25 protein-coding genes are annotated in these 25,904 nt (G+C 31.8%); 14 read left to right on the forward strand and 11 right to left on the reverse strand.

Annotation, left to right across the window (positions count from 1 at the left end):
- Window positions 1-3 precede the first annotated feature (3 nt).
- The 9 genes from M0214_RS02165 (at window position 4) to M0214_RS02205 (ending at window position 7,450) form a co-directional block, all read left to right on the forward strand.
- Window positions 4-732, forward strand: a complete 729-nt coding sequence (locus M0214_RS02165) for a heavy-metal-associated domain-containing protein (protein WP_248723838.1) — start codon at window positions 4-6, stop codon at window positions 730-732.
- A gap of 1 nt (window position 733) precedes the next feature.
- Window positions 734-2,503 (forward strand): efflux RND transporter periplasmic adaptor subunit, encoded by a 1,770-nt coding sequence (locus M0214_RS02170; protein WP_248723839.1) that lies wholly within the window; start codon window positions 734-736, stop codon window positions 2,501-2,503.
- Window positions 2,504-2,537: 34 nt separating this feature from the next.
- Complete coding sequence (locus tag M0214_RS02175) at window positions 2,538-2,933, forward strand: heavy-metal-associated domain-containing protein (protein ID WP_248723840.1); 396 nt, start codon at window positions 2,538-2,540, stop codon at window positions 2,931-2,933.
- Between the two features lie 280 nt (window positions 2,934-3,213).
- The gene (locus M0214_RS02180) at window positions 3,214-3,531 is read left to right on the forward strand and encodes a DUF6660 family protein (protein WP_371873522.1); all 318 of its coding nucleotides are present in this window, start codon (window positions 3,214-3,216) and stop codon (window positions 3,529-3,531) included.
- Window positions 3,532-3,581: 50 nt separating this feature from the next.
- Entirely contained in the window at window positions 3,582-5,768 is a 2,187-nt protein-coding gene (locus tag M0214_RS02185) for a TonB-dependent receptor (RefSeq protein WP_248723841.1), read from the forward strand.
- A gap of 2 nt (window positions 5,769-5,770) precedes the next feature.
- Window positions 5,771-6,184: a Fur family transcriptional regulator gene (locus M0214_RS02190; protein WP_248723842.1), complete on the forward strand. Its 414-nt coding sequence runs from the start codon at window positions 5,771-5,773 to the stop codon at window positions 6,182-6,184.
- A 57-nt stretch (window positions 6,185-6,241) separates the two neighbouring features.
- Window positions 6,242-6,595: a DUF3703 domain-containing protein gene (locus M0214_RS02195; protein ID WP_248723843.1), complete on the forward strand. Its 354-nt coding sequence runs from the start codon at window positions 6,242-6,244 to the stop codon at window positions 6,593-6,595.
- A gap of 55 nt (window positions 6,596-6,650) precedes the next feature.
- Window positions 6,651-7,238, forward strand: a complete 588-nt coding sequence (gene merTP / locus M0214_RS02200; protein ID WP_248723844.1) for a mercuric transport protein MerTP — start codon at window positions 6,651-6,653, stop codon at window positions 7,236-7,238.
- 5 nt (window positions 7,239-7,243) lie between these two features.
- The gene (locus tag M0214_RS02205; RefSeq protein ID WP_248723845.1) at window positions 7,244-7,450 is read left to right on the forward strand and encodes a GDCCVxC domain-containing (seleno)protein; all 207 of its coding nucleotides are present in this window, start codon (window positions 7,244-7,246) and stop codon (window positions 7,448-7,450) included.
- 92 nt (window positions 7,451-7,542) lie between these two features.
- Here M0214_RS02205 and M0214_RS02210 read toward each other — a convergent pair whose 3' ends face one another.
- The 4 genes from M0214_RS02210 to M0214_RS02225 all read right to left on the reverse strand — a co-directional run bounded on the left by M0214_RS02210 (window position 7,543) and on the right by M0214_RS02225 (window position 12,735).
- Window positions 7,543-11,790: an NACHT domain-containing NTPase gene (locus tag M0214_RS02210; RefSeq protein WP_248723846.1), complete on the reverse strand. Its 4,248-nt coding sequence runs from the start codon at window positions 11,788-11,790 to the stop codon at window positions 7,543-7,545.
- A gap of 15 nt (window positions 11,791-11,805) precedes the next feature.
- Window positions 11,806-12,093 carry a hypothetical protein gene (locus M0214_RS02215; RefSeq protein WP_248723847.1) on the reverse strand — a complete coding sequence of 96 codons (288 nt, stop codon included), beginning with the start codon at window positions 12,091-12,093 and terminating at the stop codon, window positions 11,806-11,808.
- A complete protein-coding gene (locus tag M0214_RS02220; RefSeq protein ID WP_248723848.1) occupies window positions 12,086-12,367 on the reverse strand; it encodes a hypothetical protein in 282 nt (93 codons plus the stop codon). The genes M0214_RS02215 and M0214_RS02220 overlap by 8 nt, the downstream gene beginning before the upstream one ends.
- 116 nt (window positions 12,368-12,483) lie before the next feature.
- A complete protein-coding gene (locus M0214_RS02225) occupies window positions 12,484-12,735 on the reverse strand; it encodes a helix-turn-helix domain-containing protein (RefSeq protein WP_248723849.1) in 252 nt (83 codons plus the stop codon).
- A gap of 138 nt (window positions 12,736-12,873) precedes the next feature.
- On the opposite strand from M0214_RS02225, the gene M0214_RS02230 reads away from it, so the two are divergent.
- The 4 genes from M0214_RS02230 to M0214_RS02245 all read left to right on the forward strand — a co-directional run bounded on the left by M0214_RS02230 (window position 12,874) and on the right by M0214_RS02245 (window position 16,819).
- Window positions 12,874-13,638 carry a hypothetical protein gene (locus M0214_RS02230; protein WP_248723850.1) on the forward strand — a complete coding sequence of 255 codons (765 nt, stop codon included), beginning with the start codon at window positions 12,874-12,876 and terminating at the stop codon, window positions 13,636-13,638.
- A 32-nt stretch (window positions 13,639-13,670) separates the two neighbouring features.
- Window positions 13,671-14,093 (forward strand): hypothetical protein, encoded by a 423-nt coding sequence (locus M0214_RS02235; protein ID WP_248723851.1) that lies wholly within the window; start codon window positions 13,671-13,673, stop codon window positions 14,091-14,093.
- A 1,551-nt stretch (window positions 14,094-15,644) separates the two neighbouring features.
- Window positions 15,645-16,166 carry an antirestriction protein ArdA gene (locus tag M0214_RS02240; RefSeq protein WP_248723852.1) on the forward strand — a complete coding sequence of 174 codons (522 nt, stop codon included), beginning with the start codon at window positions 15,645-15,647 and terminating at the stop codon, window positions 16,164-16,166.
- A 44-nt stretch (window positions 16,167-16,210) separates the two neighbouring features.
- Complete coding sequence (locus tag M0214_RS02245) at window positions 16,211-16,819, forward strand: recombinase family protein (protein WP_248723853.1); 609 nt, start codon at window positions 16,211-16,213, stop codon at window positions 16,817-16,819.
- Window positions 16,820-16,833: 14 nt separating this feature from the next.
- On the opposite strand, the gene M0214_RS02250 is transcribed toward M0214_RS02245, so the two are convergent.
- Window positions 16,834-17,571: a hypothetical protein gene (locus M0214_RS02250; protein ID WP_248723854.1), complete on the reverse strand. Its 738-nt coding sequence runs from the start codon at window positions 17,569-17,571 to the stop codon at window positions 16,834-16,836.
- A 651-nt stretch (window positions 17,572-18,222) separates the two neighbouring features.
- On the opposite strand from M0214_RS02250, the gene M0214_RS02255 reads away from it, so the two are divergent.
- Entirely contained in the window at window positions 18,223-18,873 is a 651-nt protein-coding gene (locus M0214_RS02255) for a Sir2 family NAD-dependent protein deacetylase (RefSeq protein WP_248724922.1), read from the forward strand.
- On the opposite strand, the gene M0214_RS02260 is transcribed toward M0214_RS02255, so the two are convergent.
- The 6 genes from M0214_RS02260 to M0214_RS02285 all read right to left on the reverse strand — a co-directional run bounded on the left by M0214_RS02260 (window position 18,870) and on the right by M0214_RS02285 (window position 25,884).
- Window positions 18,870-19,301, reverse strand: a complete 432-nt coding sequence (locus M0214_RS02260) for a hypothetical protein (RefSeq protein WP_248723855.1) — start codon at window positions 19,299-19,301, stop codon at window positions 18,870-18,872. The two genes, M0214_RS02255 and M0214_RS02260, sit on opposite strands and share 4 nt — an antisense overlap.
- A 4-nt stretch (window positions 19,302-19,305) precedes the next feature.
- A complete protein-coding gene (locus M0214_RS02265; RefSeq protein ID WP_248723856.1) occupies window positions 19,306-20,790 on the reverse strand; it encodes a sulfatase in 1,485 nt (494 codons plus the stop codon).
- An 11-nt stretch (window positions 20,791-20,801) separates the two neighbouring features.
- Window positions 20,802-21,392, reverse strand: a complete 591-nt coding sequence (locus M0214_RS02270) for an alpha-ketoglutarate-dependent dioxygenase AlkB (protein ID WP_248723857.1) — start codon at window positions 21,390-21,392, stop codon at window positions 20,802-20,804.
- 39 nt (window positions 21,393-21,431) lie between these two features.
- Window positions 21,432-21,977 (reverse strand): hypothetical protein, encoded by a 546-nt coding sequence (locus M0214_RS02275; protein WP_248723858.1) that lies wholly within the window; start codon window positions 21,975-21,977, stop codon window positions 21,432-21,434.
- A 71-nt stretch (window positions 21,978-22,048) separates the two neighbouring features.
- Entirely contained in the window at window positions 22,049-24,583 is a 2,535-nt protein-coding gene (locus M0214_RS02280) for a T9SS type B sorting domain-containing protein (protein ID WP_248723859.1), read from the reverse strand.
- A gap of 68 nt (window positions 24,584-24,651) precedes the next feature.
- The gene (locus M0214_RS02285; RefSeq protein ID WP_248723860.1) at window positions 24,652-25,884 is read right to left on the reverse strand and encodes a glycosyltransferase; all 1,233 of its coding nucleotides are present in this window, start codon (window positions 25,882-25,884) and stop codon (window positions 24,652-24,654) included.
- Between the last annotated feature and the right edge of the window lie 20 nt (window positions 25,885-25,904).

The following is a 25,904-nucleotide window of genomic DNA, read 5'->3' on the forward strand; positions in this document are numbered from 1 at the left end:
AAAATGAAACATACATATAATATACAAGGCATGACTTGTGGAAACTGTAAAGCTTCTGTTGAGAAGTATTTAAGTGAAGTAAATAATGTAACGGATGTTTCTGTGAACCTTGAAAGAGGAGAAGCAGAAATAACAATGAGCAGTCATATAGATACTAACGTATTTCAAAAAGCCTTACCAGAAAAATATTTACTCACAGAGAAAAATGTATTTACTTCAGTAGAACCTTCAAGCCATGAAATAGAACAAGAAAAGAGCAAATTACAACAATTAAAACCGTTATTACTTATTATCTTTTATATCGTATCAGCAAGTATTTTGCTACACTATAAAAACTGGTCTTGGGATTCTTTTATGCTTGACTTTATGGGATTGTTCTATATCGTATTTAGTTTCTTTAAAATGCTCGATTTAAAAGGTTTTCCAGAATCGTTTAGAATGTATGACCCATTAGCTAAGAAAGTACCTGCTTATGGCAAAGTTTATCCTTTTATAGAAACAGGATTAGGTCTGATGTTCTTAATGCGATTTGAAGTGAATATTGCTTTAATTATCACACTTATTGTTTTAGGAATAACAACTATTGGAGTTACTAAAACTTTATTGGATAAAAAATCTATCAGATGTGCTTGTTTAGGAACAGCACTAAAACTGCCCATGACAGAAGCTACATTTATTGAGAATGCTATTATGATTGTAATGGCTGTACTAATGTTATTAAACATATTTTAAAATGAAAAAATATATAATTTATATCGGAGTATTGGCTGTGGGACTTCTGTTAGGATGGTTACTTTTTGGTAATACTTCAAATGAAGCAACTGCACATAATCATATCGAGACAGTAGAAAACAATCAGATGTGGACATGTTCTATGCATCCGCAAATTATGCAACCAGAAGAAGGGGATTGTCCAATATGCGGTATGGATTTAATTCCAGCGGAAGCTGGAGCTGATGGGTTAACCGCAGACCAATTTAAACTGACTAAAAATGCAATGGCATTGGCTAACATTCAAACATCAGTTGTAGGTCATAGTAAAGCTGAAGGAGGTACTATAAAACTTTCTGGTAAAATAGTTGAAAATGAAGAAGCAAATGTAGTTCAAGTCAGTTACTTTTCTGGTAGAATAGAAAAACTAAATGTCAGTTATACAGGAGAAAAAGTAAGAAAGGGTCAGTTATTGGCAACTATTTATTCTCCAGAACTATTTGCTGCTCAACAAGAGCTTATTACAGCATCTTCCTTAAAAGAATCTCAACCAGAATTATATAAGGCAGTTCGTAACAAGCTAAAACTTTGGAAGCTATCAGATACCCAAATAAATCAGATTGAAGCTTCTGGAAAAGTAAAAGAGAACTTTTCTGTTTATGCTACTGTATCAGGTACGGTATCTAAAAAATTAGTAGAGCAAGGTAGTTATATAAAGCAAGGGCAGCCTTTGTTAAAAATTGCAAACCTAAATACAGTTTGGGCAAATTTTGATGTCTATGAAAATCAAATAGACCTATTTAAGGAAGGGCAAGAAGTTTCTATTAAGACTAATGCATACCCCAATAAAACTTTTAATGCTAAAGTTTCTTTTATAGACCCTACACTTGATGTTAAAACAAGGACAATGAAATTGAGAGCTGTTTTAAGCAATGGAAAAGATTTGTTTAAACCAGGTATGTTTATAGAAGGTAATATAAAGCCTGTTAACGCAATTAATGGACAAATATCTGTTATACCTTCAAGTGCTGTTTTATGGACAGGAAAACGCTCCGTAGTGTACTTAAAGAAGAATCCTAACGAACCCATATTTGAATTACGAGAAGTAACATTGGGCAACAGAGTTGGAGAAAATTATGAAGTATTAGAAGGGGTTAATAATGGAGATGAAATTGTAACGAATGGCACATTTACTGTGGATGCTGCTGCACAATTACAAGGTAAAAAATCCATGATGAATAAAGAAGGAGGTAAAGTAATGACTGGTCATGAAGGACATCTTGGTATGGATTCAAAACCATCAAGCTCAAATGAAAGTCATTCCAATATGAATGAAAGAATAGAAGTGTCAGAAGATTTTCAAAATCAATTAAAAATAGTTTTTAATGATTATATCGAATTAAAGGAAGCTTTGGTAAACGAGGATTCTAAAAAGGGGGTTGAATCGGCAAAAGAGTTATTGTCTAATTTAAGTAAGATAGATATGAAGCTATTAACTAATAAGGGACATAGCCATTGGATGACCTTAGAAAAAGAATTAGAGACTTCGGCAAGTTCAATCTCAAACACATCAAATATTAAAGGGCAAAGAAATCATTTTAAACATCTCTCATCTCATCTGGCAAAAGCACTTCAGTTATTTGGTATAAACGAAAAGGTTTATTATCAATATTGCCCTATGGCAGACAGTAACACTGGAGCATATTGGTTAAGTAAAGAAGAAAAAGTAATCAATCCATATTTTGGGGAAGCCATGCTTACCTGCGGAGATGTAAAACAAGTAATAGAATAATTAATTATAAATAATAACAATTAAATTTTTAAAGATGAAAAAAGTAATTTTAAGTGTAGTAATAATTGCAGCTATTGGTTTAGTAAGCTGCAAAAGTGATTTAAAACAGAAAACAGAAACAACTACCGAAGTTTCTCATGAAATGGCGATGACAAATTTGTCCTTTGGTGTTAGAGGAAATTGTGGTATGTGCAAAAAGACTATTGAAAAAGCAGCCAATAGTGTTGACGGTGTTGCAAAAGCAACTTGGGATGTAGATAAGAAGAAAATTGATGTAACTTTTGATGATTCTAAAACTGATGCTATGGCAATTCATAAAGCAATAGCAGCTTCAGGTTACGATACGGAAAAAGTAGCGAGTAGTGAAGAAGCCTATAGCGGTTTACCAGGTTGTTGCCAGTATGACCATGAAATGGCTATGAACCAATAAATCGAAATCAACGAGCATAATTATTAATCAATAATGTAAAAGACGTTCTAAATATTGATTAAGTATAAATAACCCTCCTTGTTTAAGTAAGCTAAGAGGGTTGTTTCAATTCGCATTATATAATGATAGTTAGATTAATTATCCTTGATGGGTTTTATTGAAATATATGAAATATGATTATAAAATAAAACTAATCGAAGTCTTTATGAGGAATGTGTAATAAATGCCCAATAGTGTTTTTGCACAACCATTGCATCATTAAATTTTTATCTTTGCCTCAATGAGATTCATAACAATCATACTGTCACTTACAATGCTTTTTTTGTCTATACAACCTTGTTCAGATGGTCAAAATTTAGAAGACCATCATCAAGGCGAAATTAGCGTTAATCACAATCATCAAGAAGATAGTGATGATTCTTGCCCTGTAACCTGTATATGTAATTGTTGTGGTATAGCAATAACCTATGAGCCTTTGGATTCTTATGACTTTATCCTTCAATTAATGATTTCAACAGAATTGATTTCCTCATACCAATTTCATTACAGATTAGATGTTCATCCCAAGATTTGGCAACCGCCACAAGTAATTAGCTAAAAACAACACAGTTTTTAAATCAATTTTTAGTTAATTACAATAATATTTCAATGAATAAATACATATTGAGCATAAAGCTCATTTTAATACTTTGCCTATCACTAAAGGCACAAACATCGGATATACAAATAAAAGTCATTACAGAGGCTGAAGACGAGCCTTTAATGGGTGCTACGGTTTATTTTGAAACATTAGAAAAAGGAGCAGTAACCAATTTTGAAGGTATTGCAGAATTTACAGAAGTAACAAATGGTCAGCACCATGTAATAATTTCATTTTTAGGCTTTGAAACGTTAGAAACGACAATTCAAGTTCCAAGCAAAACAGAATTATTATTTAAACTTAAAGAAGGTGGCAACGAATTGGATGAAGTTGTACTTCAATCTACTCGCAGTACAAGAACAGTAAAAAAGATACCTACTCGAATTGAGTTTATTGGAACAGAAGAATTAGGCGAAAAAGCAATAATGAACCCTACTAATATTTCTATGGTATTACGTGAAAGTACGGGAATACAAATGCAACAAACTTCTTTAAGTAGTGGTAGTACTAATATTCGTATTCAGGGTTTAGATGGAAGATATACACAATTATTGCGAGATGGATTTCCACTTTATGGTGGCTTTTCAAGTGGATTAAGCATATTACAAATCCCACCTTTAGACCTTAAACAGTTTGAAATAATAAAAGGTAGTTCATCAACACTATATGGCGGTGGTGCTATTGCAGGTTTAGTAAATATGGTGTCTAAAACACCCGATGAAGAACCAGCATTAGATATTATGCTTACACAAACCCAAGCATTAGGAAGTACAGCTAATATCTTTTACAGTAAACGAAATGAAAAGTTTGGTGTTTCACTTTACGGTTCGGGTCACTATCAAAAGGCGTATGACCCAGAAGATGATGGCTTTAGTAATCTACCAAAAACAACATCAATTTCTTTCAATCCTAAATTGTTTTACTATCCATCGGAGAAAACTATAGTTTGGTTCGGACTTAATGGAACGTATGATGATAGAGTTGGTGGAGATATTACTAAAATTGAAAGTGGCGAAGAAGGGATTCATCAATATACAGAAGAAAACAATTCAAAACGTTTAAGTAGTCAATTTGTATATCAAACGCAGTTAGATTCTATTAGTTCATTGCAGTTTAAAAATAGTATCTCGTTTTTTGACAGAAACGTAACAGTTCCTGATTTCAATTTTGATGGCAAGCAAACTAATACCTTTACTGAAATTACATATAATAAAGCATCAGTAAAAACCGATTGGATAGTTGGAGCTAATCTATATACCTCAAATTTTGATGAAAATGATAATGCATCACTACAACGTGACCAAAAAGATGTAACCTTTGGAGTATTTGCAAATAACATCTACGATATTTCAGATAATTGGATATTAGAAACAGGGTTAAGAGCAGATTATAATAACGATTTCGGATTCTTCCCATTACCAAGAATTTCATTATTATATAAAAATAATAGTGGATTTTCAAGTAGAATTGGTGGTGGTTTAGGGTATAAAATTCCAGACATTTTTACAGAGGAAGCAGAATATATCAACTTTGAAAATGTTCTTGCTATAGATAAATCTACAGCAGGTGCAGAACGTTCTTATGGTATTAATTTCGATTTAAATTACCAAACACATTTATCTGATGAGATAGGGTTCTCTTTAAATCAACTTTTTTATGTAACTGCAATAAATGATGCACTACTTCTAAATTCAACTAATAATGGTTTGTTTCAATTTGAAAATGCACCTGATGAAATCTTTAGTAAAGGAGCAGAAACTAATATCAAATTTACTTATAAGGACTTTAGATGGTTTTTAAACTATGCGCTTATTGATACCAAACTAAATTATTTAGCTGGTAATCCACAAAAACCATTAACTGCAAAACATAATGGGGGTAGTGTATTAATGTATGAATCTGATAAGTGGCGAATAGGCTATGAAACCTATTACACAGGAGAACAATTCTTGTCAAATGGTACAAAAACAACAGATTTTGTTACTATGGGTTTATTATTAATGCGTAATTTTAAATTGGGTAGTGTGTTTATGAATTTTGAAAACTTTACAGATAGAAGACAAAGTAGATTTTCGCCATTGGTTCTACCACCGTATGAAAACCCTATATTTCCAGAGATTTATGCGCCTACAGATGGTTTTATTTTTAGTGTAGGTCTTATTATTAAACCTTTTGGTAACGAAGACCACGATTAATTATGGAAACAATAGAACAATTATTAGAGTCAAAAGATATTCGTGTTACAGCAATGCGTTTGTTGATTTACAAGTTTCTTGCAGAAAAAAAGGTAGCAGTAACTCTGAGTGATATTGAAAATGCTTTTGGAAAGGCAGATAGAACGACACTTTATAGAACTATTAAAACCTTTGAGGAAAAAGTAATAGTACATCAAATAGATGATGGTACAGGTATTACCAAATATGCATTATGCGAACAAGGTTGTAGTTGTGATATAAAAACCGATTTACACTTACATTTTCATTGTAACAATTGCAATGAAACCATTTGCTTAACAGACCATAAAATACCTCAAATAAAAGTACCTGATGGCTTTATTTCGGAAAATGTAAACTTGGTTGTAAAAGGAATATGTGATAAGTGTAGTGGGTAACATAATGCACTTCCATTGCACTTACTATTAAATTATTTTTATCCAAAATTAATGGATATGACGTTTAATACTAAAATACCTAAACATCTTAAAAAGGCTTATAACGAAGAATTAAAACAATACAGTTTATGTTTAGAAAATAAACAGTATAGTAATGCTTGGTATCATTTAGAGCGCAGTCATATAATAGGGCAATCTTACCCTATAGAACATACCTATTCACATTGGCTAATGCTAAAATTTGGATTGAGACAAAAAGATATTAAAGAAGTATTCGGTCAAATTATAAGGTTAATTGCTGGTGGTTGGAAATCATTTATAAATCACGTTCCTCTTGGAAATACTGGTGGTGCAAATGTACCACCATTAATGCGTATGCCTATTCCAAGTGATATTAAATCATTGATGTAATATCAAAATGGTATTGCGTAAGACTTTTAATAAGACTTATTAATAGAATAATAAAATGAAAAATAAATTAGCGGTTACAAGTATCCTAACAGCAATCACAGCTTCATTGTGTTGTATCACACCTATTTTGGCATTAATTGTAGGAACAAGTGGTGTAGCTTCAACATTTTCTTGGATTGAACCGTTTAGACCATACTTAATAGGGCTAACCATATTAGTCATTCTCTTTGCTTGGTATCAAAAACTAAAACCTCAAAAAGAAATTGACTGCGAATGTGAGACAGACGAAAAGCCAAAGTTTATGCAATCAAAAACTTTTTTAGGGATTGTAACTGTATTTGCAATTGTAACATTGGCTTTCCCATATTATTCAGGAATTTTCTACCCAAACACAGAAAAGCAAATAATCGTAGTTGACAAATCAGACATTAAAACGACTGAATTTAAAATAAGTGGAATGACTTGTGCGAGTTGCGAAGAAAACGTAAATCACGAAGTAAATAAGCTCAACGGAATTGTAAACTCAAAAGCGTCTTACGAAAATGGAAATGCAATCGTAGAATTTGACAAAACCAAAACCAACGAAACAGAAATCGAGAAAGCAATTAACTCAACAGGTTATAAAGTAACCGACAAAAAATAAAATTAATGGAAATTCAATTAAAATCAGAAATTACTTGTCCTAATTGCGGATATAAAAAAATTGAAGAAATGCCAACAAACGCTTGTCAGTTTTTCTACGAATGCAAGAATTGTAAATCGGTTTTGAAACCAAATGAAGGAGATTGTTGTGTGTATTGCTCTTACGGTACAGTTTCTTGCCCACCAATTCAACAAAACAAGGAATGTTGTTAATCTTTGTATTGTAATAAATTGAGGAAGTAATAAAAAGCAGGAAAGTTTTAAAAAGATAATTGAATAATTACAATTAACTATTTTGGTAATTTTTATGAAAAATAGTATTGATACTTATCCATTTTACTTGCAATAGAAGGAAAGGACATTGGTTTAGATTCAAGTTTTATATGTATGTCTTTTAAATCCAGTAAGACTTGATTAAGATAATATAGGTCATGTTCATTTTTGTCAAGAGGTTTTCTACATTTTTCTAACTCTTCAATAAGTTGTTTACACACATCTGGAGAATTATTTTGAGCAATAGCATTAATTGATTCAACAATAAACCTTATTGGGTTGCTATACTCATCAAATTTAAACTCATTATTTTCATAATAAGTTTTAATTAATTCAATGATATATGGGATTGATTTTGGGTTGTTATGCTTAGGAAAGTCCTCTGTACGTAAACTATTTTTAGTTCTTCGTGTATATATCTTTTGCTCTTTAATCCAATTATTAAAATATAGGAATGCCTTTTCATAATTAGATTTAATAAGGTATTTAATAGTGATTAATTCTTTTAAGTGTTCATCATTTGCATTATAGTAATACAGTATTTTATCAATAATGAAATCACTTTGGTTATTTTCAATTAGAATATCGAAAATTGACCATACTATATCACCTGTAATCTCTACTTGCATATTTTTGTTTGCAATTTTTTTAAGTAAATCTACAGAAGGGTTAATTTGATAATATTTCTTTAAGATTTCTTTTCTAAAGTAATGGTTTTGATTGTTATCTAATAAGTAGTCTTCTATTTTAGGATAAGCCTTTCTTAAACGGTTATCAATAGCATAGATAAAGTGATTTTTTCTTATTTGCTCAACAGTAATGCCTTTTTCAATGTTTCGAATTATCCTGTCATCAACTGTAGATTTATCTAATATTTTACATATATAGCCAATACCATGATGCTGTCCGTTAAAATTCATTGTACCATCAACCTCCAATAATTCTAAAAGGATTTCATCAGGATACTTTAAATTAAGTAGATTTCTAAAATACCAAAGAAAATCACATTCCTCTTTATCTAATAAAGATTCTGATTCAAGATTTATAGATTTAATCGATTCTTGGCACCAGTTATTGATAAAATCATATTGCTCTTTTGTAATCTCTATGGGCTTGTTTAGTCTGTTGTTACGCTTAGAATGTATTTCTTCTTTAATTTTCTTTATTAGGTATAATTCGCGGTTGACTAATTTAAGAACATCATCACAAGTAACATATTTGGAATTAGAATGACGTAATGTCTCATGAACAATATTAATGACTAATTGTGGAATGGACTTTTGTAATTCAAGACTCTCCCAATATATTTTCTCAAATTCATGAAGACTCTCCCAACTTGTTTTTTCTGATTGTAGATTAGTGAATAAAACTTTTACTAATTCTATTAATTTGTTTTTACTAAATAATAAATCAAAATTTAAACTTTCTTTAACCTCATGAAATTGCTGCCATTCACTTCTCTTTTTTTGTTCTAAAATATCTCCTTTAAAATCATAGTTTGTATCCTTCAAAATAAGACTTTGAAATTCTATTGCTAATTCGAAATTTCGCCAACTCAAGTTATTTCTGAAATGCAGTACAGCTATATCTTTAATGTTACTTTTCTTGTATTCTTCCGCTAAAAATACAATACACTTATCAGTAGCTATGTGCGACATAAACCGCATTCCAATCTTATTTCTAACAACATAGAATTTTAAAAAGGCTTCATGTTGAGTATTTGTGATTTTGAAAAACTCAGAAAAATCTTTTTCAAAATCAAAAAGATATAACCTTTTTTCAATGCCTCTGTAAATAAAATTCACAACCTTATCTAAAATATTAGCTTCTTTAGAATACATAGTAGAAAGCCTTTGAATAGATTCTGTGATTTCGCTTTCGTTAAGATGATAATTATCTTTTCTAACTAATAGGAAATCTAAAGCAAATAAAAATGAGTCAATATCTCTAAACTGTAAAAGAACATTCTTTAAATTTTGTCTTTCATTAGATGCTATGTTCCTATCTTCTTTATGCTTTCTTTTTTTATTTCCAGATATTTTTTGAGCTATATTTTTTATGAAACTTATGTGCTTGTTAGGGTCAACAGATTTTTCGTTTAAGAACAATTCTTTTTGAAAACATTCTAATATGGAAGTGAAAATTCTATGATAATCATTTTCTTGAATCTTAGATAATAGCTTTGTGAAAAACTCTTCATCTAAATGATATTCTAATCGTTTTACAAACCTTAATAAATCTGATTTAGCATCTAAATCGAAATCATCATTAGAATCGTCCAAATAATTTAATATTAATGACTTTATCTCTTCTTCTTTTTCTCTTAAATTCATGTGAGTCAATAAATCAAAAGCTGATATTCTTGTTCTTCTATGATTTGTTGTGTCATTTATTTCAGAGATTAAAAAATCGATATTTTTAACGTCGTCTCCAAACTTGGCAATTTTTATTGTTTCACTATCATTAGTCCTTATCCACAAAGTGTTAACCTTACACCTTTTAATAAAATAATCTTGAAAAACATCTGATCTTATATCTTTAGATATTCTGTCTGAATCAGATTTAAATAGAACTTCTGAATCGTATTTTTTAAGCCATTCCGTTAAATTTATATAAGTTTCATCAGTTGATTCTAAATCATTAATCAAATAGGATATTGAATTTAACCATGAAGGGTGTGTTTTATTATTATCAGAATTAAGACTAATAAAGCTAATAATTTCATCAAATGGAAGCTTCATCAAGGCTTTTGAGACAAAATACTCTTGAAGGTTTTTATGCTCAAATTGCCATTTATCTGCGTTGTAAACTTTTTCAATAAAACAAGAATTGATTAGTTCTGCCTTATGATTTGGAATTAACATTGTTAGTTCGGAATCTTCAATCACTCTTGATTGCATTGCCTCTATGGTTAATGCAGTTTTTTTACATGCAGAAAATATTATAGACTTGTCATATTCTTTATTCTGAAATTTTCTAACTCTATCTTCCTCTAATCTTTTATCAACGTATTTTTCAATTAGGTCAGTTTTGTTTTTTGGTAAACTGGAGTTTTCCGAATAGTATTCTCCGAAAAGGTTTAAATAAAAAGGGTTTTCTAAAAACTCTCTTTGGTCTTCATTAACATGTAAGCCTAAAATTACTTTACGTGGAAATTTGAATGCTGACTGTAAATGATTTATTGCGCTTTGATAGCTTATACTGTCAAGAAAAAAGCATTCAAATTTTGGTATTCCTTTTACAATATTTTCATAAATGTTGGTTCTACAACTAAGAACAAAATAAATATTCTTAAATTCATCTTTGTTATTAGAAATGAAGTTTTGGAGTTTAGCCTTAAACTCATTTATATAGGATATTTCATCCAAGCCATCCAAAATAATCAAAAGGTTAGGTATCTTATCCCAATCTTTTGGAAGAAAATCACTTATTTTACTATCAACTGTAAAACTGTTTATTACTCTGTAAAAAGGAATGGTATTCGTTTCTTCTCTATTCTTCCAAAAATATTGTGCCAGTTCAGCTAATTCTACAGATTTACCTAAACCTGGATTGCCTAACAATGCTAACCCATCATTTTTTGAGTTTGAAATATTGTCCTTAACTATTGAGATTAGATTATCTGAATCATCTTCTTCATGATATAAATATCTATGAGACTTCTTAGCTTTTTTTTCCTTAATTAGATTTCGTGGAATATAATTTGAACATTTTTTGGCGTTCGAAATAAATTTTTCTTTATCCTCTTCGCTAACTATGACTTTCCTAAAATTTCCTCTTGAAAGAATGATGCTTTTAAACTTTTCAATTTCCTCATTCTCATTTATTTTGAGACTACATTCATGTTTGTAAATTTCTTTGTAGATGTTTTTATTTAGAGCGAATAAGTTTTCTACTCCATTTGACTGTTCCAAAAGCCTTATTGTAAATGGAAATTTATCTAATATTGGTTCGGACTTTTCAGCATTTCTATTATTTCCAAAATTGGCTCTTGGACTGATAAATATTGCCAAATCGTTTTTTTTGAGCGTATAATTTGATTCTAAGTCATGAGCTTTGGCGTAAATTGCCCCAAACTTTAAATCTGTTGAATAGTCCTTACATTCAATATAAATTGATTTTTCAATTAAATTTTCACTGATAATAAATTGAACATCAAAGCCATCTTGTGTCCCATTAAATTGGATACGCTCTTTATGAACTATATAGCCTAACTTGTTGAATAAGTAAGAGAAGAACTCTTTGGTTAATTTTTCAAAATTTTTACCATCATTTTTCATTGTTTTATAGAACAATTATTCGTCTTTAAACATAGCATTTAATATAAGACCAAGACCTAATCCAATAATACCTCCTATTATAGCTGTACCAATATTTTTCTCTTTTTGCTTGTCTTTTCTTGCCAGTGCAAATTCTTCCCAATTATTAAAACCTGCTCTATTTAAAAAAGTATAGATATAATCTTTGGTTAAGCCAGAGTTTAATAATATAAATTCATATTTTTTATAATCATCTAAAGTGGCAGTATTTGCCTCAATCTTATTAGACAATAATTCTAATTCGCTAATTTGAATATTACTCATTATCTAAAAGGTTATTATTAATATTATTTTGATTGTTGGAATTTAATCTTCTAACGACATCTATAGCAGTGTTGAATGAAGATATTTTAATTTCGTATTCTCTTAACCTATCCTCAAGTTTAGATATTCGCTCTTTATGGTCTTTTACATGATGATTTAAACCAATATTTTCTTTTTCTAATTTATTGGTTAGACTCGATATAGGAGTAACCTCTTTTGTAATTACTTCCTGTAAATACTTTTTACTTATCCAAATGAAAGGGTTTAAGTTCATAAATAATTTTAATTATTAACTTCATTATTTTATTAAGTGGTACGAAACAATAAAATTAAAAGAATAAATGAAATTTGAAAGAATTAACTTTAAAATAGCATCGAATTTAACGGCTATTATTTAAATTGGAATAGTTCAGAAACATCAACATTGAGAGCTTTAGAAAGGCTTAAAAGCGTAGTGGTAGTTGGGTTAGTTCTTCCTGATTCTATTCTTCTTAAAGAGCCATCGTCCATATCAAGCAAATCTGAAAGTTCTTTTTGTTTGATTCCTTTTTCTTCACGAATTGCTACGATACGCTTACCTAACTTTTTTATATAACTTTTTTCTTCTTTTGTAAGTGACATTATCAACCTGAATGATGTCACAAATTATAGGTTTGACAGTATTAACAAGAGGGCGTATACGCCCTGTATTAAATATTATTTATATATTTGAATTTAAGCTTACGGTTATCTCTAAGATTAATTGTTGCTTGAACAATATAAAAACCTCAAAACCTACCAATGAAAAAAAATCTAATATTATTAATAATAGTAATTACTATAATTTTTAGCTGTTCATCTACGTCCGTTGATAATACAGATTCAAATAATGATTCTACTTTAAACCCACCAGAATGGATAAGAGGTGTATGGTTAACAAGTACTTGGATAGATGCAGGATATGAATTTTCTACTGATGACTTTTGTTTTATTGAATTATGTGATAAATCTTGTATAGGAGATGAAGCAGGAAGCTTTGATGTCAGCTATGAAGAAGAAATAACCGAAAGTTATTACTCTTTTGCCGTAATTAGGTCAAATTCGGATAATACGTCGGCAACAAGAACAAAATATGAGTTTGAAAAGATTTCAGATACAGAAATCAAAAGGGGAAACCAAAGTGCTATTCATACTAAACAGCAAGATGATTGGGTAAATTGTAGCCTATTTGATGAAAACACTGTTTATCCTCTGAACAACGAAGATGCTTTTTTCGTTATTAGTGTTCCTAATGCACCTGCCCGTGCAAGAGTTACATTAGAAATACATTTCAAAGACGGTTCAATGGAAAAAAGCGAATCAAACCCAAACTCATATATCCAAAAGGCAATTAGGATAGACAAAGAAGCAACAAAAGCTGTATTGACTGTTAAAGATTTAGACAATTTGAGTGGTATCGATTATACCGTAATAGGTAGATTATATAATTCTGATTACAGTAACCAGTACTTCGTTATATACGAAGAAGATATAAGAGGTGTAGTTAAAACGATTTTCTTTGAGTAATTAATTAATGTGATATTGATAAAAGTGTATTTATGGCATTTGTATATATTGGAATAGCAGTAGTTGTATTTATAATAATATTTAATATTTCTGATAAGGCAGTTAACAAAACTAATCCAAAGCCTCAAATAAACAGGGTAACAATGGATAGTATTGAAAATGTTATGAATAAACAGCAAAAGGCAATGAACGATTTGCAAAAACTTACAGAAGATAGGTTATATAGAACATTAACATTAGGGTTAGATAAAGCATCAGAAGAAATCAGGGAAAACCCAGACTATCTTAAAAGATATATGGAAGTATTGATAGAAAATCAAACTAAAGAAATATCTAAAACCGTTTATAAAACTTCTGCACCTAATTCACTATTGAGTGATGAGCAAATAAAATATTCTCTAAACGAAGCTGCTAAAAAAGTTCTTAATCACGCTAATAAATTAAACTCCCTATAGAAAATGGACTCAATATTTCAGTTTTGTGTTGACATATTAAGAGAAACAGCTAAAATTATAGGTGTTTCATACGAAGCAATTAATGTTTGGATATTTGTAATTATTCATCCTTTAATAACTACATACTTGTTTTATCAATACAAAAAATACAAAAGGCTTTTCAATGAAGTTAAAATCTCATAAGGAATTAGTTTCAAGTTACGCAAGAGCGTTTAACCACTTAAATTCAAATTATATAGTGATTATTTAGCTGATGGCTTTCAATATACTTCTCAATGGGTTTTTAGTGAGATTGAGAATAAAAAAAACTATTTGGAGTATTTTGAACAAAAATTAAAGCAATTTTTAAATTCCGATATAAAAATAATAGCAAGATTAGGTCTATATCGTAATAACTATTGTATTGTGCTATATCAAATAGACCTTAGCAAAAGAAATCAAACTAAAATAGTAACACTACTAATTGAATCTCAAAAAGGGAAAATAAAAAGGGCAGATATGTGTATGATTCCGAGTATTAGTCAAATAAATTTGTTAGAAGAAATACCAAGTTAGTATATGCCACTCTTATTGAAAAAAAGGAATATTTTTTCGCATTAAACTTGACAATACTATTGTCATAAATATTATTATCAGAAATATATTAATAACTCACTTAAACACTTCATTTTAATTTTAAAAAACCACTTTTTGGGTAATAATTATGTCCTTTTGCGAGCATGTACCTAAAAAGCATAGATTTAGCCAGTTTTTATCACTAAATTTCTAACTGACATTGAATAACTTTAAATTTTGAACACCTTAAAATTTTGCTATAAAAATGCTTAAAATCCTTGATATAGTTGAATTTTTGTTGATTTAACAAATTTGATTTATAAATTACCTTGTATGGTTTTTTGTAGGTCTTTAATAATCATCTAAAAAACGTCTTTTTAGGCAAAAACACCTTGATAACCCCCATTTTGCCCAAAATGCCATTTTTTGCCCAAAATCCACGTTCAGAACAAAATAACTTTAATTTTTTAAATCGGATAATTTCCGAACTTTCAATTCTTCGAAACGCTTACTATATATGAGATTACAGAAGTTCTAATTATTTTATTTTCTTTATTTTTTAAAATCTCTTTGTATGGTTTTTTGTAGGTTTATGTCGATTTGTAAAAATTGCATATTTGCCCCTGTCTGTACCGATAACCCCCCATACAAAACTCTGGTATTAAATCTTTTGGAATACCCCCTGCATATCCAAATTCAACATTTTAAAACAGCTCGAATTTTGGAATGTTTTCCATAATAAAAATCTTAATAAATAAGAATGTTATCATAAAACAATTAACGTGCTATTTTTAGATTATAGCCTAATTGCAATACAGGCAAAAAATAATACTTCACAAAAAAAAAGACATAAAAATATACTAAATATACCTACCCTAAAATTAGTACATTAATTAGGTTTTTTGTATATTTATTATAAATAAAAAAAGCCTTGAAGTATTACGAGTACTACAAGGCATATCAAAAAATGTTTAACGCTAATTAAAATTTAATGACATGACAAATGTACAAATTTATGTTGGTACTTATGCCAAGTACAACAATGGAAGCATTTACGGAAAATGGTTCAAATTAAAAGATTATTCTGATTATCTGGAACTGCAAAAAGCAATTAAAGAATATCATAAGGACGAGGAAGACCCAGAGTTTATGATTCAAGATTACGAATGTTCTGAAATAATAGAAAGTTTAGGGTTAATTAGTGAGTGCCATATTTCTAAAGAAATATATGAAATCATTGAAGAAATTGAAGATTGTTGTTATGAAGAAGAAATAGTTGAAGCTTATATTCATTGCTTTGGAGGCGCAAATAATATTCAAGAAATTTTAGATAATGTTAATGAATCTTATTGTGGAGAGTTTTTAAGCGATGTTCAATTCACAGAGCTTCTTTTAGAAGAAATGGGGGATTTGAAACCTGAATTACCTTCTTATATTCATATAGATTGGGAAAGAACAGCTTCGGATATTATGATGGACTATGCTAATCATAATAACCATTATTTTAGATTAATGTAAAATATTAAGCCCTCTAAATGGGGGCTTTATTCAACTTATAGAAAATGAAAACAAGATACATAAGAGTAAGTACTGGAAATCAAAAAACGGAAAGGCAACTTGTGAAAAAGCATCCAAACGAAGTTTTATACATTGATGTTATTAGTGGAGCTATACCGTTTAGAGAAAGACCTAAAGGAAAAGAAATATTAAAAGAAATTGAAAAAGGCAATATTGATTACATTTCTGTACATAGTATTGATAGGCTCGGTAGGAGCTTATATGATATACTTTCTACTTTAGAAATATTAAATAAAAATAAAATTACACTCAAAGTAGATAATTTAGGCATAGAAAGTTTAGTTGACAATAAACCTAACCATGCATTTAAATTAATTATTTCTGTTATGGCTAACATTGCAGAAATGGAAAGAGAATCTCTCTTGGAAAGGCAAAGAGAAGGTATCGCTATTGCTAAAGCTAAAGGTGTTTATAAAGGTAGAATAAAAGGATCTGCCGAATCTGACAAACAAGTACTACACAAGTATAAAAACGTTGTTAAACAGCTTAAAAATGGGCAGTCTTTGAGAAATACAGCGAAGCTATGCGACGTTTCCTTAGGAACAGTACAAAAGGTAAAGTCTATTATGAAAAATCAAAGTATAATAACTTAAAATTTATAAGATTATTATGCAGCTTTTAAATTATCCTTTTCATTACTGTGATTCTGAAGAATAGATGTCCATCGCCTCTTAATCGTACTTAGGCTTAAAGGAACTTTCTTTTCCAATTCCTCTTGGGTCATTCCGTCCCTGTAGGCATTAATAAGTAATTGAAGATTTTTATTTAAAATCGTTTTACCTCCATCTTTATTAGTCAAATCCGATTTCTGATATGGAGTCAAATCATAATCTGGATTCCACAGAATTGGTAAGCACTTTACACGCCCTTTAAAAACTGAAGGTTTTTCGATTATCTTATCTATAATATCTTCAATTTTTTTAAATGATTCAAGTCGCTCTTCTGTTAGCTTGAAAACATGATGAATAGGGGTATAATGATAGTAAATTTCGTTCGCTAATGCTACTAAGCAATCTTTTTTTGCTTTAGTACATATATGATAGCCATTTAGAATCCCGTTCAAAACCCTGTAAAACCGATTTAAGGATTTTAGTCTTTTTTCTGGAAGTAATACTTGCATAAACTCAAATTGCCCTCTTAAAAATGGTTCTCCATTAAAATATTGGTTTGCTATAACTATATGCTCGTTAGAAGTGAGGACATTAAAGAATGGTTTATGATATGTTTTTATATCATTAGGCTCTACATAAGTTATTTTTATGCCAGATAAGGGTGTGCCTTTGGTAAATAGTTCATTTAATTCTTCTAAACTATTGCGTTTTGTGAGTGTTATTTTACTTTCCATATTCCTTTTGACCTTCCGTTAATTCATTGCGTAAAATTATTTTAATTTGACTTTTCTGGCAATTATGTCACAAAAAGACAAAGTTTCCCTACTAAATCAGTAGGGATTAGGGTTTAACCTGTCTTTATATTATTATATATATACTGCGTGACACCTTTCTATTTAGAAAATTTGCAATACAAACCATTCATTAAAAGACACTTAGAGACTAACCTTCGGTTGTGTAGTAAAAAAGTAGGATAAATCATAGGTGTAATCCAGAAGTGCCACGGCACCAAGAACTACCACCTACAGATATTTTTAATAGAGGAATTTGTGCCATCTAATCTTTCTAAGATTTTTGTATTAATAAGTATTAGTACGAAATGGCACGTGGGGAGCTATATCTTTTATATCCTTTCTCCTATTAAATAGATTTACCAAAAATTGATAGGTTTAACTAAGTGGGCGCAAAATATTTAGTTTTTTTAATTAAATTAAGAATAGAGACTAAACCGCCCATAAACTAAACCTATCAAATCAGGCTTATTAGAATTGAGCAAGTCAATTAAACTTTTGTTTAAGCCCCACCAAAGCCCAGTAAAATTGAAATGATTAAAAAAAATATTTAGAACAATAAATTAATTGCCAACAAAAAGTTTTACTGCAGGTATGAGTGCCGAAAGTGGTGTAAAAACATTTAGGGACCATGATGGACTTTGGGAAGGCCATGATGTTATGCAAGTAGCTTCGCCCCAAGGATTTGCAAACGACCCCGAACTGGTTTTTGATTTTTATAACCAAAGACGCCGACAACTCTTTGAAGTTGAACCAAACAGTGCACATTACGACTTGGCTAATTTGGAATCTAATTACAACGTTTCTATAATAACCCAAAATGTGGACGATTTGCATGAAAGGGCCGGAAGCACGAATATATTGCACCTTCATGGGGAACTATTAAAAGTTAGAAGTACTCATGATGACACCAACATTAAAGTATGGAAAACCGATTTAGTTTTGGGGGACTATTGTGAAAAAGGACATCAATTACGCCCCCATATTGTTTGGTTTGGAGAAGATGTCCCGCTCATCAGTAAAGCTGTGGAAATATGCGCTTCTGCCGATGTATTATTCATTATTGGAACTTCAATGCAGGTGTATCCAGCTGCTGGATTAATGCATTATATCCCCGAAAAGACGCTTGTTTTTTATATAGACCCCAACCCTGCTCTATCTGGAAAGGAAAACATTACCGTTATTGCAGAACCTGCTACGATAGGTGTAAGACAAGCCATTACACTATTAAATGCACTAGATTAAATCCCTGTGTATTCACTCAATGCTTTTCCAAGACCAGTTTGTAAGGTATAGTCGAAACTTGAAATTTCAGAATCTATTTTACCTAAAATACGCTCTATTTGCTTGTATGTTTTTTTCAATGATTTATAATAGTTTAACCAACTCATATTAGATGCATCTAAATTATAGAGTTTACACCAAGCTAGGTAATCATCGCTTTCTATATACTCTTCCAGAGCTACAAGAGTTAAGTAAAAATTTATAAGGGGATTTTGTTCGCTAAAATGATTGAATTCATCATCAATAAGAATATCCCAACAGTCATCGTTAATTGTGTACCGTACCCAAAAAACATGGTTGTTGCTATCTAAACTTTTAGTCTTTCTTACATCTATTTTAAAGTCAATTAAATATTGCTTTAATCGTTCTATTTCAGGATGTGATCTCAATAATTTATTGTTTTAGCCGCCCAATTTTTCGATTGCCATTACCTGTTTTAATACCCACGTTTATATCTCCCAGTTCCTTTCTTGCCTTTTCAACTTCTAACATTAACTCCTCAACCTTTTCTGGATAATGTTCATATACATTGTACTGTTCGCCAGGATCACGCATCATGTTGTACAACTCTGGAGTTTCTATGGTCATTTTAATACGCTTTCCTGCATGGCCGTCGTTTCCAGGTTTTGCGTTATATGATTTCCAAGAATGCGGCAGAACTAATTTCCAGTTACCTTTTCTAAGTCCATTTAAATTATTCTTACCAAAATAGTACCATATGGTTTTCCTAGGATTTGTATTAAAATCTCCTTTAAAAAGAGAAGTAATGTCCACTCCGTCTATTTTGTTATCAGACAATTTACCTTCCGTTATTGATGCTAATGTTGGCAGTAAATCTATAGCGCAGGCTAAGTGATTGCATACAACACCTTCCGGTATATTATTAGGCCAATTGATTATAAAAGGAACTCTTTGACCGCCTTCCCAACTAGTGGTCTTTCCCTCTCTAAGTCCTCCAGAGGACCCCGCATGATTGCCAAAATTAAGCCATGGCCCATTATCTGTTGTAAAAATCACAATGGTATTATCAGTAATGCCATTTTTTTCTAACGCTTTGTTAATTTCTCCTACCGACCAATCAATTTCCATCATAACATCGCCATAAAACCCTTGTTCACTTTTTCCTCTAAATTTATCTGAAACCCCCAGCGGAATATGCCCCATGGTATGTGGCAGGTAAACAAAAAATGGCTTCTCAGCATTTCTATTTATAAAGTCAACTGCTTTTTCAGTATAAAGTGTAGTAAGCTTATCCTGATCTTTCATACTGGAAATGGTATCTATAACCATGTTACCTTCTATTAAAGGAAGCGGTGGCATTTTTCCTCTACCCTTATCTTCGGGAAGTTCGTGCCCATCTATATTACTATGGGGCCACATATCATTAGAATATGGCAGCCCGACATATTCATCAAAACCATGTTGTAATGGTAAAAACTCTTCTTGCCAACCTAAGTGCCACTTGCCAAAACATGCCGTGGCGTAATCTTGTTCTTTGAACATTTCGGCAATTGTCCATTCATCTGAGTTTAAACCAACATTATGATGAGGGAATAAAGCACCAGAAAAGCCAATTCTATTTGGGTAGCAACCTGTTAATAAACCAGCTCTGGATGCCGAACAAACGGGCTGAGCAGCATAAAAATTGGTAAACGTCATGCCATTGGCAGCCATTTGATCAAGATTGGGCGTTTCAAACCCGGTGGCTCCATAACAACCTAAATCTCCATACCCCATATCATCTATAAAGATGAGAACGACATTGGGCTTACCATTCTTTTTTTGTTTGTTGCTGTCTTTATTAGAGCTACATGAAAAAAAGACAGCAACTATTATCACCAAGATAATTATTTGCTTGAGCCTTTTAGCAAATTGCATAGATGCTTCGATTAGTTTTTAATAATCCTAAAAGTAAGATTTATTCTTGAATCAATTGGTCTTTTCGTTTTTGGTATTTTGTGTTTCCAAAAATGTTGTGTAGTGCCTTTCATCAACAAATAGCTACCATGTTCTAACAGTATATCGGTTCTCTTAAGATCTTTTCTTGATACATGCTTAAGTTGAAAGGGACGGGTCTCTCCAAACGAAACGGAAGCAATAACAGGATTTTCACCGAGTTCTTTCTCGTTATCCTGGTGCCAGTCATTACTATCCATACCGCCTCTGTAATAATTAAGCAAGCAAGTGTTAAAAGATATACCAGACACCTCCTCGATACGTTCTTTAATAAAAGTTAACTCTTTAGTCCATTGATGAGGTCGCATTGTTATTCCAGAATATTTATATGTTTTATTGCCATCACCGTATAAAGCTGTGAGCCTGGGGACATCATAAATCTTTCCAAAAAACTTAATTTGATCTTGTTGCCAAATAATATCTGATTTTAAAGTTTGGAATAATTTATCTGCAACATCTTTAGTGAAAAAATCATTGTGCAGTTCTATATCGGCATCAGGCAAACGGAATATTTCCTTTTTCATTAAATATAACTTTAGACCACGATACTGAAATTATATATACTAATATGATATTTTGAATTTGTTGATACACCTAACATCATTGGGGTTACTAACATTTACAACTTCAACATTATTGAAAGTAGCTCTTAAGGAAAGTACCATGCCACTATCGGAGTCCAATTCAAGTCTTTCAACAACTAAACTGCCTGTATTATTATCAGTACTAAAATACTCGGTAGTACCAACCCTATAAAACACATAGGCCGAGCCAACTGTGGCACTGGCATCATCAATAGTATAATTTTCTTTTTCGAGATTATCAAGATCAATAAAGATGTTAAAACCTAAATCTGTACTTTCGTCTATAGTACTATGACCACCCGCTTGTACTGTAGGTTTAGCAAATCCAGCATCGGCCCTGTATGCATAAACATTATTATCTAAATCTTCAAAATTGATATTTGTGGAGCAACTCGTATTATTAGATATTGAAGCCTCTAATGAAGCCCCAATTATTATCGCCATGGGGTTGGATGGTTCGGAGCTACAGCTAATCAATAGTCCTGAAAACAGACTAATAAAACCGAGCCTAAAAAACACTTTCATGATATAATATTTTGATTAACAACATCTTAAATATACTAAAATTTAATAAGAGGCTTTGTAAAATAATGGCACTACCTTACTAAGCTAAAATGTCCCTTAAACGTTCTTGAATTCCCAGAGGCATCTACAAGGTTTACAACAAACCAATAATCTGATGCCGCTAATGTTTGCCCATTAAAAGTTCCGTCCCATCCGGCTTCTCCTGGATTTATTTGTTTTAAAAATTTACCATACCTATCGTATATTCTAATGGTTGACAAAGCTTCGTATTCAGGACCAAGACCTATTATATTCCATGTATCATGCTGTAAATCGCCATTTGGAGTAAAAAACTTTGGAAAACCTAAAACGAATACTTCTAACTCAGTTATTCCACATCCGTTTTTATCCCTAACATAAAGTTTATGATTGCCTGACTGGACACCCTCAAAAACCGACTGTTCTTGGTAGGGCCCGAATTCATTGTCCAAGGCAAATTCATAATCACCAATTCCAAGGTTAGAAACATCTATGGTAATGGTATTGTTATTGGACAAATCAACCACAGTGATGTCATCCAAAGTAATGGTAGAAACACCAGAGGTTAACAGTTCATAAAAAACCGGTGCAGATTCACAGTTTTCCAGAGATGTTGCAGTGGCACTATACACACCTTCAGCATCTACGAAAACTGTGCTTGAACTACCAATAATATTACCGTTTGTATCCTGCCATTCGAAGGTAAGACCACTATCGCTTGGATTTACAATTGAAAGCACAACCGGAGAACCATCTATACAAAACACTTCAGACTGTTCTATTTCAAATTCTGGTATTGTATTTACAGTTAGCAAAACATTTGGACCAATACCAAAACAATCACCATTATCCATACTTTCTATCCGCACATAAATACTTTCAGAAAAAGGAGACTTATTTCTGTAATTTTCAGAATCAATGATTTCATTTTGTTCTAATTGCGCATCGGCAAGTGTATTGTAATAATGAACACTCAAATTTTGTCCCGATGGAAATTGCCCCATAAAACTAGCTGAAAGACTTGCTAAATTAAAACTACTAAATCCAGCAGAGGCACTATTCTCACAAGCATCAATGCTTAAAACAAAATCGCTGGATAATGCTGTGGTCGCTACTTCCAAATTAATTTGAGATACACTAAAACAGCCTGTATTAATATTTTCAACACGCCCATAAACGGTGTTTGAAGTGCCGTTACTGTAAGGAAAAGGTGTTAAGGCATTGTCTCCCTGCTCGGCATCTGTAATCGAACTATGGTAGGTAACTGTTATAGTATTGGAAGGCTCAGTAGTTGTAACATTATTCAATTCCTCTAAATTAAATACTGTAATCCCATCTGGTGTGCCATCTACATCACAGTTTTTAAACGTTACCACAGGCTCAACATTGGGTATTTGATTCACTACCACTTGAAACTCAACACGTTCACCTTCCGTACAACCATTTACTGATACTGAAGCAAAATAACTCGTTGTAGCTTGTATTACGGGTGTTATAAATATATTGCCCGTAAAAATAGGAGTGGATGCGTTTATACTATTGTACCACAAAATATCCCCATCACTAGGAATGGCTTCTAAAGTAACATTTTGTGGTCCGCATACTGTAGTAGTCTCAATTGGGCTTGTAATACTTGGAAAACTTATTTTAGTACTCGCAGAGATGTTTACTACAGGATCTCCTGGCATACCGCCATATTCCACAACATAGCCTCGTGGATGGAAATCTCCTGTAACATCAGGATCTCCCGCTAAGGGCAAATCGTTCCAACTACCTAAATTACCCACATTGGGGCTAGTTATGTGAGCATAGTTTTCGTCTCCACCATTAGGACTACAGCAATCGTTTGGTTCATTTACATTCCAATTCGCAAAGTTTGGTGAGGTTCCGTTTATACCACCATTCCAAAAAACAGTGCCTGCTTCTGGGCCTGTCACCCATTGCCAAACCCCTTCGGTTGCAGCATCGGTACCTCCAATCCATCCGGCACCTGCAGCCTGTTCTCCGGTTATTTGCGCTTCTTCTGGAGAAGTAACGGTAGCTAGATAGCCTTGCAAGCCAAAATATGTACTTGAAGCAGCTGCAGCTCTTGCCTGCGTCCATGTGATACCAAAATTTGGGATGTATTCATAAAAATGACCTGTTGATGGTAAAAAATTAGCATCGCCAATGGTAAAAGAAAATATCTTATCAACTCTTTCTGTGTTAGGGGTTGTAGTGTAAACCACATCTCTAACAGCCGCAATTAAATCTGCGTACAAGATTGTTGTGCTTGGAACAATACTAAAAAACGTAAGTTTCCCCTGTACCGGATCCCAAGTTCTGCCAATATTTGGATGGTTTCCTGTTAACAATAAGACATCTTCACCAAAAGTATAACCTTCAGAAATTTGAATAAAAAATGCCTCAATTCCTGTATCATCGGGATCTATTATATCAAAATCTGTAGCTATATTTATTGGGTTCCCTGAACAATAACTCTGATCTCCGGTCGCAATAATTTCTGGAGGCACATTAGTTTGCGCACAAATTAACCCAACAAAAAGCAGAAAAGGAAAAACAAATCTAAATTTAAAATCCCATATCATTAAAAATACAGCTTATTTTACTCGAATTAATAAATTTAGTCATTATTGCGCTAATTAGCTAAACCAAACTATTTATTCTTAGCCTCTATCCACTTACTCATAAACTTAGTACTTTGCAAAGAATGGTGAAACAACATTTGCCCAGTGAAATTATTCAACCTGCGTTCATATAGCTCGATAGAAATATCTAGAACGGTTTTAATGAAGACCTCTTGAAATGCTCTTTTGCTAAACCTTTCATTAATTACATCTAAGCCAAACTTTTGCTTTTCTTGCCAAAGTACTTTTGTGGTATAGAGCTCCACTGCTCTATCTGCAAACGCATGGGGATTATTTTCTATGAATCCATTTGGTTGATAGTTGCCATAAATACCCTCTGCCCCAATACTGGTTGTAACACAGGGCGTACAGTTCTTAATAGCATCGAAGATCTTACCTTTTAAACCCGCACCAAACTGCAGGGGCGCTAAACACACTCTTGATTTTTTTAGAACGGCACTGGCACTTTCTGCAAACCCATTAACTATAAAGCCTTCTTTAGAATTGTGTAACTGATTTACCTTGAGCGAAGCATAAGCACCATATATATGCATTTGTGAGTCTGGAATTTGCTGCCTAATTAATGGCCAAATGTTTTTCTTTAAGTGCAAGACTGCATCAAAATTAGGTTCATGTAAAAAATTCCCAATAGTAGTAAAGTAATTTCGTTCTTCGAAAGCTGGGAGTTCTGAATATGTATCAGAGGGTATATAATCAAACATGAAGGGCAAATAGAACAGCAAAGACTCATCAACCTTAAAATCCTCACTTAAAATATCCATCTCAGCTTCAGAGATTATTAAGGTTAAATCACATCTATATATACTGGCTATTTCTCTTTTAGCTGTATCGTTGAACAAGTATGATTTGTTAAAATCCGTATTATCCTTTAGAGCTTGATGCCGCCCTTTTCGTAAACAATGTAGGTCTTCGGTATCAAGAATCCTGAGTGCATCTGGACAGTGTTCTGCCACACGCCAACCAAACTGTTCCTCGGTCATAAACCTATCGAACATAACTACATTTGGATTCAGTGCTTTTATAAAATCATCAAAACTAGAACTATTAAGCTCAATGGAGACCTGAGTAACGCCTATATCTTTTAAATTAAATGCATTATTGGACCTAGAAGAGGTGCTCGCAAAAGTTATTTCATAATCGGCCAATTGAAACGTCTCTATTAACTGCATCATCCTACTACCTGCCGCAGAGCTTTTTGGTTCGGGCCAAACAAAACCAATAATCAATAATTTTCTACTCATAAAATTCAAAAAACATTTAT

Source organism: Seonamhaeicola sp. ML3 (genome assembly GCF_023273855.1).
Lineage (GTDB): Bacteria > Bacteroidota > Bacteroidia > Flavobacteriales > Flavobacteriaceae > Seonamhaeicola.